At 49.5% G+C, this 7,708-nt stretch carries 6 protein-coding genes and 1 pseudogene; all 7 read left to right on the top strand.

Annotated features, from left to right (window positions below; all coding sequences use genetic code 11):
- Positions 1-18 precede the first annotated feature (18 nt).
- Positions 19-244 (top strand): annotated as a pseudogene (locus tag J7J49_RS22485) (bacteriophage T4 gp5 trimerization domain-containing protein); the annotation flags it as partial.
- Between the two features lie 304 nt (positions 245-548).
- On the top strand, positions 549-1,064 hold the full coding sequence (locus J7J49_RS12080) for a hypothetical protein (protein ID WP_215092901.1): 516 nt from the start codon (positions 549-551) through the stop codon (positions 1,062-1,064).
- A 387-nt stretch (positions 1,065-1,451) separates the two neighbouring features.
- On the top strand, positions 1,452-1,952 hold the full coding sequence (locus J7J49_RS12075) for a DUF2569 family protein (protein WP_064235120.1): 501 nt from the start codon (positions 1,452-1,454) through the stop codon (positions 1,950-1,952).
- 226 nt (positions 1,953-2,178) lie between these two features.
- Complete coding sequence (locus J7J49_RS12070; RefSeq protein ID WP_215092899.1) at positions 2,179-3,591, top strand: SEL1-like repeat protein; 1,413 nt, start codon at positions 2,179-2,181, stop codon at positions 3,589-3,591.
- 82 nt (positions 3,592-3,673) lie between these two features.
- Entirely contained in the window at positions 3,674-4,417 is a 744-nt protein-coding gene (locus J7J49_RS12065; RefSeq protein ID WP_064235118.1) for a hypothetical protein, read from the top strand.
- A gap of 186 nt (positions 4,418-4,603) precedes the next feature.
- Positions 4,604-5,815: a YeeE/YedE family protein gene (locus tag J7J49_RS12060; protein WP_215092897.1), complete on the top strand. Its 1,212-nt coding sequence runs from the start codon at positions 4,604-4,606 to the stop codon at positions 5,813-5,815.
- Positions 5,816-5,995: 180 nt separating this feature from the next.
- Positions 5,996-7,675, top strand: coding sequence for an NAD-dependent malic enzyme (locus J7J49_RS12055; protein ID WP_064235116.1), 1,680 nt, complete (start codon positions 5,996-5,998; stop codon positions 7,673-7,675).
- Positions 7,676-7,708: the final 33 nt, after the last annotated feature.

The raw sequence follows: 7,708 nt of genomic DNA, 5'->3' as shown, positions 1-7,708 counted from the left end.
CTGAGAACGGGGTGACGTCGCACCTACCATGGATCTAATACACCGCCTTACCCGCTACCGACCTACAAAACCCGCACGGTCATCCGTACCCAAAGCCACAAAGCAGACGGCTTTAACAAGCTGCGCTTTGAAGACGAAGCGGGCGAAGAGCAAATCTGGCTCCACGCCCAAAAAGACCTGGATCTGCTGATCCTTAAACGACCGCACCACCGACATCGATCGCGACGAAACCCTCACCGTGCATCGCCATGAAACCCTATACCTTGCCTACAACTGCGCAACAAAACTTTCCAGGTAGCTTCATGGCCTCATTTAAGACGGTAGAGCCTTCCGTAATGACCCTATCCTCAACAGGCAATACAATGGTTTCGTCGTGAATGGTGGAAAACGCGCGCTGAAGATTTCCAATAAGGTGGTTTAGATGGCTGAATATGATGATCTAGCAAAAAGCTGTTTAAGCAGCGCCGGCGGTAACCACGATCAAGAAACATCAACGGACGAAAATGAGCACGAAACTATATAAACGTCAGTGCTACGGAGAATTTAACTTGGATATTTTAGAGCAGTTTGTCCAGCAAAATTTGAATCTGTATTCGCAGGATGGTGTGTCGATCCTATGCCGTCTGATTGATCTTTATAAAGACGAACAGCGAGATTGTGACAAAAGCCTGGAGTGTATTTGTGAGGTGTTTGATGATTTTAAGCTATCGCTTACTTTTATGAATTTTCCAGATATGGGGAATTACGGGCAGGTACTAAGTGATGAAGATCAATTGTTCATGATGGAACCGAAATTTCTGAATAATATGAAGGAAAAAGAAGTCTTAAAAAACATGAGGAGCTATCTTATTTCTAACGATATTAACGAAGATGAATACGATGTTTATGATGAGATTTCTTCAAAGGTAGTTCCTGAATGGCTTGCAGAATGTTGGGTCGCTGCAAATAAAATAAGAAGAACTAAATTTAATCTCTTCTGTTTTTCGCATAGGTATTTTAATGAGCCAGTAATTAATTTGATTAATCAAGAAACACTATTTCTGAAGGATTTAAAATATAGCTAGAAAGAAAACTCTGTCGGCTATTGATGATACGGTTGATTAAAGCACTATATACCTTGTGGGAGGCTTTCATGAGACATCCGACATTAGGTCGATTGGTTGCGAAAGGCGCGGTGCTTAACTCCTTTGAAGATGAGATAACAATTGACGGCAATATGTATGATCAGCCTGAATATAGACCTAGATTCAGAGCCGCAGGATCAGGTTTTGAAGCTTGCTGAAGAGGCGCCGTCACACCCGATTGTGTAGCTAAGCAGAAGAAAAATTTTCTTGAAAATATAGAAAGCTATTGTGCTAAATTTGATGGCGAAGTATTATGAGGTTTTTTGGCGAATAAATACGATAGATTTTTCTATCACATCTTGTCGGTCAATGAAGAGAGGGCATGAAATGACTGAGAGGGAATTACCTTACCCCAATAAGCCAGTGGGCGTGGGTGGTTGGTTGATGTTTTATATATGGGTTGTATGCATTATTCTTCCATTTCTATTTGTGGTCAAGATTTTAGAGTTTTTAAGAGAACAGGATGTTGTTGGGAACGCTGATTGGTTTAATTCTTTTTTAGAAACTGTACCTTACACTTCTGCATTTTTTGTATTTTGCCATGTATGCATGGCAATTGTTTTGTATGCGAGTAATAAGAAAGTTACGCGTTACATCGTTGTATTGCTAATATGGCTTTCTGGCCCTTTGTTGAATGCTAGCCTGCTTGCTTTTTGTGTAGTGATTATGCCACCTGAAGCTGGAGAGTACTTTCTTGCCAAGAGAATCCCCCCTTCCATTTTCAATCTGGTATGGTCGGTTGTCTGGACTCTTTATTTTTTACGCTCCAAGAGAGTGGCTAACACCTATTGGCGAGATGTAAAGGCTATAAAGAGGTCGGTAGCTTAACCGACGTCTTAGTACGGGTGAAACGATCATGCTGGGCAAAGCCTCGAAGTTTGCTGAACACGAGGCCGTCAAAAAAGGCGATTTGTGCCTCTGTTTATTTCTCGACCCTTGTTGCTCAGGCCCTTGTAGGAGTCATGCCATCAAGAAAATGAGTAGTTGATATAGAAATCCAACAAATAGTCTGAGAATATAAGTAGAATTAAGATCAGTGCAGGGATTGCATGCCATGCCTCACCTTATTGCTGTATCACTTCTGAGTCTCACCCTTCTCTTATGCTCCTCACCTGCATTAGCTCAGCCGATGAATGAGCCGCCTAGCGCTTATACTGGCGACCAAGTTAATGCAGGTTTTGATCATCTTGTCGCACGCGCTAAACAAGGTGATTCGGAGTCACAGTATCGGCTCGGTGCCATGTACCGTAACGGCGATGGCGCATCCAAAAATACTAGCAAAGCCATCACGTGGATTAGGCTCGCGGCAAAACAGGGGCATCCTGACGCCCAATTTATGCTGGCAGGGATGTATTACTTAGGCACTGGGCTCCCCCAAAGCTCTAGTGACGCGGCCGAGCTATATTTTCTTGCCGCTGAACAGGGGGTTCCCGATGCCCAGTATAATTTAGGTGTTATGTATCGCGATGGAGAAGGTGTAGTACAGGATTTTAGTAAAGCCATTGAGTGGTTTCAGTTAGCTGCCGACCAAGAAGTGGTTGATGCTTATAATAACTTGGCCTGGCTTTACTATCGAGGCGAAGGCGTTACTCAAAGCATGAGTGACGCCTTAAGGCTATTTACCCTTGCGGCTGAGAACGGTCATGTGCGCGCACAAAACCAACTGGGCGATATGTATGCCAATGGCGAGGGCGTTACCCAGAATGAGGATACCGCGACTGAGTGGTATCGCCGGGCCGCAGAACAAGGGGATGCCGATGCGCAGTTTAGAGTGGGCTACCGGTACGACATCGGCCTGGGCGTTGCTCAAAATAGCCTCAAGGCGTTGGGGTGGTATCGCCAGGCTGCTGAGCAAGGCCATATTTCTGCCCAGTTCAACACGGGCATCATGTACCGAGACGGAGAAGGTGTTGAGCAAGACGCGCGAGCAGCCGCCGACTGGTTTCGGCTGGCCGCCGAGCAGGGGGATGCTGATGCACAGTTTGAATTAGGCTATATGTATGATTTTGGTGCAGGTATTCCCCCAAACCCAGAAAAAGCGATGACGTGGTACCGCCGCGCCGCAGAGCAGGGCGACGTAATGGCTCAATTCAACCTGGGGGCTATGTACCGTTACAACCCAGGCGTTGAACGAGACGATCATGAAGCGGCGCACTGGTACCGTCTTGCCGCCGAACAGGGAGATACCGACGCTCAAACCATGCTAGGCGTTATGTACCAGTTTGGTGAAGGCGTGCCTATTAACCGCGTACTCGCCCTGCAGTGGTATCAACAAGCGGCCATTCAGGGCAATGCTATGGCCCAATACAATTTAGGCAGTATGTACCTTCGCGGCGAAAGCATTCCCGAGAGTCGGAGCGACGCCATTCGATGGTTTAATCTTGCGGCCCGGCAAGGGGAACCGAATGCCCAGTTTACGCTTACTCTCATTTACGTCGAATCACTAGGGCTTTTAGCAGGTCGCTAATCCGTAATTAGTTCACTTATTCTCTGCAATCAAGAAGAAAATTAGGCTACGACTAAGTTCTGTCACACACCAAGGACAAAACATGCGACTACTTATTGCCATCTTGCTATTTCTTATTTGTGCGGTCTTTACACCCGCCGCCTCTAACGGTTATGCGAACTACGAGGGATTGGTAGTAGATATTATTTTAACGGCTATTTTAATCCCATCAGTCATGGCGCTTCCTTTCTGCCTGCCAAAATCTGGTAGAAACGTTAGGCGTTTCCTAAAAGCATATAATTTTGCCATGCTTGTTGTTATTTTATTTCAAGTTAAAGACCTTCCTATTGATAAGGAAAAAGCTATCGCTTCCACAGAGGATATCAATAACTCTGAAGTGGTCAGTAGTGACGCAACAAAAAAAATTACCAATGGTGAGTTTGCTATATCCGTTCCACATACCTGGGCCATTTATGCACCTAGCGGGAAAGACTATATTTTAAGAACAAAGAGTGAAAAAGGTGAATTAGAAATGTTCATTGGTTTCGATCAGAATGATGCCTCTCTTACCTTAGAAGAGTACAGTTTATTGCTTGAAAGCAGTTTCCAATATCATGTGCCGGGTGACATTTTTGTATCGACTTCGGCCAATTGCGGAGTAAAAGACATCGAGTGTCTTTATCAAGTCGTAAACATTGTAGATGGAGATCAAGAAACATCTACCCTCGTCGCTTCTTTAGACGCTCCCAATGGGCATTATAGAATAATGATAACCACCTTTACTGCGTCATGGGAGGAGCATAGCGCCACAATATTTAAAGTACTGCATTCTTTTAGGTTGATATAGCAGGATAAGTCTAGCGCGAGGTCGTTGCGTTGCTTTAGCACTCTCATATTCCATAAAGATATAAGCACCTTTCAATAAAGAATTTCCCGCGCTCTACAGCTATCGTTAGGCTTATAACTATTGTCCATGTCTACCAAAAGCGCCTGTTAACAAACAGGCGCTTTTGGTGCTGCTAAAGGTGAATGTATGTCTACAACGACGGTTACTACGCCGCAGAGCTATCGCGTGCCGCTGATCGCCACGGCGGCGATCGTGCTGGGCGCGTTACTAATTGGGGTAGTGTTTGACGCCAATATTGGCCTTTTGATGATTGTTGGTGGGCTGTTTGGCATGGTGCTGTATCACGCAGCGTTTGGTTTTACCTCAGCGTGGCGTGTATTTATTACTGAGCGAAGAGGGCGTGGCCTACGCGCCCAAATGGTGATGCTGGCCATCGCGGTGGTGCTGTTTTTCCCTGCCTTGGGGGCAGGCACGCTGTTTGGTAACGAGGTGTCGGGCTTTGTAGCGCCGATTGGCATCTCCGTGCTGGTGGGGGCCTTCCTGTTCGGTGTAGGCATGCAGTTGGGCGGCGGCTGTGCCTCTGGCACGCTGTTTACTGCGGGCGGTGGTAACGCACGCATGCTGATTACTTTGGTGTTCTTTATTGTTGGCTCGGTGATTGGATCCGCGCATTTTGCCTGGTGGCAGAGCTTACCGGCTTTTCAACCGGTATCACTGGTCAACGTCGCCGGGGTCGGCGGAGGAATAGCGATTAGTCTCGTGCTGTTTGCTGCTATTGCGGCATTTACCTGGGTGATGGAGAAGCGTCGTCACGGCCAGTTAGAGCAGGTGCCTAATGTCGATAAGCATGGCTATGAGCGTTGGCTGACGGGGCCTTGGCCGCTAGTGGCGGGCGCGGTGGCGTTGGCGCTGCTCAACTTTGCCACCTTGGCACTGGCAGGCCGCCCGTGGGGAATTACCTCAGCGTTTGCGCTGTGGGGGGCTAAAGGCTTTGAGCTAGTGGGTGGCGATGTGAGCCAGTGGGGCTATTGGCAGTCCCCAGGCAACGCAGCGGCTCTTGAAGCCAGCGTTTGGAGTGATATCACCACGGTGATGAACGTCGGCATTATGCTTGGCGCGCTTGCTGCGGCGAGCTTGGCGGGTCGCTTTGCACCTAACTTCAGAATTCCGCTGAAATCTATCTTGGCCGCGGTCATTGGCGGTATCTTGCTGGGTTACGGCGCGCGGTTGGCGTTTGGTTGCAATATTGGTGCTTACTTCAGCGGCATTGCGTCTGGCAGCCTCCACGGTTGGGTATGGTTGGTAGCGGCGTTTGCGGGCAACATGGTCGGCGTTAAGCTGCGGCCGTTGTTCTTCGCTGGCGTAGAGGGGCGCAAACCCACCGCTAAAAGTTGCTAGAAGGTTAGTTAATACTCGTCATATGCCTCGGTTTAGTTCTCCTAAATCGAGGCGTTTTTTTATCAACATGACCTCTCTCTTCCACCTTTGTCGCAGGAGCATGTTACATTACGCTCAAACGCCGCGAACGCCCGATGTTGCTGCATTGCAGCAGTGATTGACATAAAAAAGAGAGTGCTTATGACTACCCAGAGTAGACGCCCCCTATACCTTCCTTACGCCGGTCCTTCTTTGCTCGAAATGCCGCTATTGAACAAAGGCAGCGCGTTTACTCAGGAGGAACGCTTGGCGTTTAACCTGATCGGTTTGCTACCGCAAAAGGTAGAAACCATTGAGGATCAGCTTGAGCGGGTCTATCGCCAGTACCAGCAGTGCCATAGCAGCCTTGAGAAGCATATCCATCTCCGCGCCATTCAAGATGACAACGAAACGCTCTATTTCCGTCTAGTGTCCCAGCACCTGGAAGAGATGCTGCCGATTATTTATACCCCTACGGTGGGGCAGGCGTGTCAGGAATTTTCCAATATTTACCGCAACCACCGCGGTCTGTTTATTAGCTATCCTGACCGCGAACATATGGATGACATCCTGCGCAGCGCCACCAAAGATAACGTCAAAGTGATTGTTGTCACCGATGGCGAGCGCATTCTAGGCCTAGGCGACCAGGGGATCGGAGGCATGGGTATCCCAATTGGTAAACTGGCGCTGTATACCGCCTGTGGTGGCATCAGCCCGGCCTACACGCTGCCGATCATGATTGATGTGGGCACCAATAACAAAGCGCTCTTGGACGACCCAATGTATATGGGATGGCGCCACGAGCGGGTAGGGCAAGAAGAGTATGATGCCTTTATGGGCGAGTTTATTGCCGCGGTTAAACGCCGTTGGCCGAACGTACTGCTGCAGTTTGAAGATTTCGCTCAGGCCAATGCGGTACCGCTGCTAGAGCGCTATCGCAACGAGCTTTGCTGCTTTAACGATGATGTTCAGGGCACGGCTTCTGTGGTGGTGGGAACCTTAATGGCGGCCTGTCAGGCCCGTGAAGAAACGATTGCGCAGCAGCGCGTAGTGTTTGTGGGCGGCGGTTCGGCGGGCTGTGGAATCGCTGAGCAGGTGGTCGTAGCGATGGAAGCCGAAGGCCTGACCGAGAGCGAAGCCCGGGCGCGTATATTCATTGTTGATCGGGATGGTTTGATGACCAGCGATCAAGAGTGGCAGCGTGACTTCCAGCGGCGTTTAGCCCACGACCCTTCGCTAGTTGCAGAATGGAATGGTCAGGGTCTGGAAGAGACGATCGCTCAGATCAAACCAACAGTGCTGATCGGCGTCTGCGGCCAGCGCGGTATCTTCACCGAGCAGGTGGTGCGCACGATGCATGCGGGCTGTGAACACCCGGTCATTATGCCGTTGTCTAACCCTACTTCCCAAGCGGAGGCGGTGCCGGAAGATGTCATCCGCTGGACGGACGGCCAAGCCTTGGTAGCCACCGGTAGCCCCTTTGCGCCGGTCGTTTACAATGGCCGCACTTATCCGATTGCCCAGTGCAACAATGCCTATATCTTCCCAGGTATCGGTTTGGGTGTGATTGCTGCCAGCGCCAACCGGGTTACCGATGAGATGCTTATGAGCGCCTCGCGGGCGCTGGCCCGTGAAGCGCCGCTGGTGAAAGAAGGTAAAGGTGCACTGCTACCACCGCTGTCGCGTATTCGCGATATCAGCAAGTCGATTGCATTTGAAGTGGCCGCCCAGGCGCAGCAGAACGGCGTGGCGTTAAAAACCAGTGGCACAACGCTGCGGGAGTTAATCGAAAAAGCGTCTTGGTCACCGGATTACCGCACCTACCGCCGCCGCGCTTTTTAAGCGTTCGGCAAAAAAAAGCCCCCACCGAGGTGG

The sequence above is a fragment of the Halomonas sp. ISL-56 genome, from assembly GCF_018612805.1.
In the GTDB taxonomy this organism is placed as follows: domain Bacteria; phylum Pseudomonadota; class Gammaproteobacteria; order Pseudomonadales; family Halomonadaceae; genus Vreelandella.
Note: the sequence above shows the minus strand (reverse complement) of the source record. Positions and strands in the feature narration are given on the sequence as shown.

What these genes read in the sequence shown, in the direction of transcription:
- J7J49_RS12075 (WP_064235120.1), top strand. Translation starts at nt 1,452, where the DNA reads ATGACTGAGAGGGAATTACCTTACCCCAATAAGCCAGTGGGCGTGGGT.
- J7J49_RS12070 (WP_215092899.1), top strand. Translation starts at nt 2,179, where the DNA reads ATGCCTCACCTTATTGCTGTATCACTTCTGAGTCTCACCCTTCTCTTA.
- J7J49_RS12065 (WP_064235118.1), top strand. Translation starts at nt 3,674, where the DNA reads ATGCGACTACTTATTGCCATCTTGCTATTTCTTATTTGTGCGGTCTTT.
- J7J49_RS12060 (WP_215092897.1), top strand. Translation starts at nt 4,604, where the DNA reads ATGTCTACAACGACGGTTACTACGCCGCAGAGCTATCGCGTGCCGCTG.
- J7J49_RS12055 (WP_064235116.1), top strand. Translation starts at nt 5,996, where the DNA reads ATGACTACCCAGAGTAGACGCCCCCTATACCTTCCTTACGCCGGTCCT.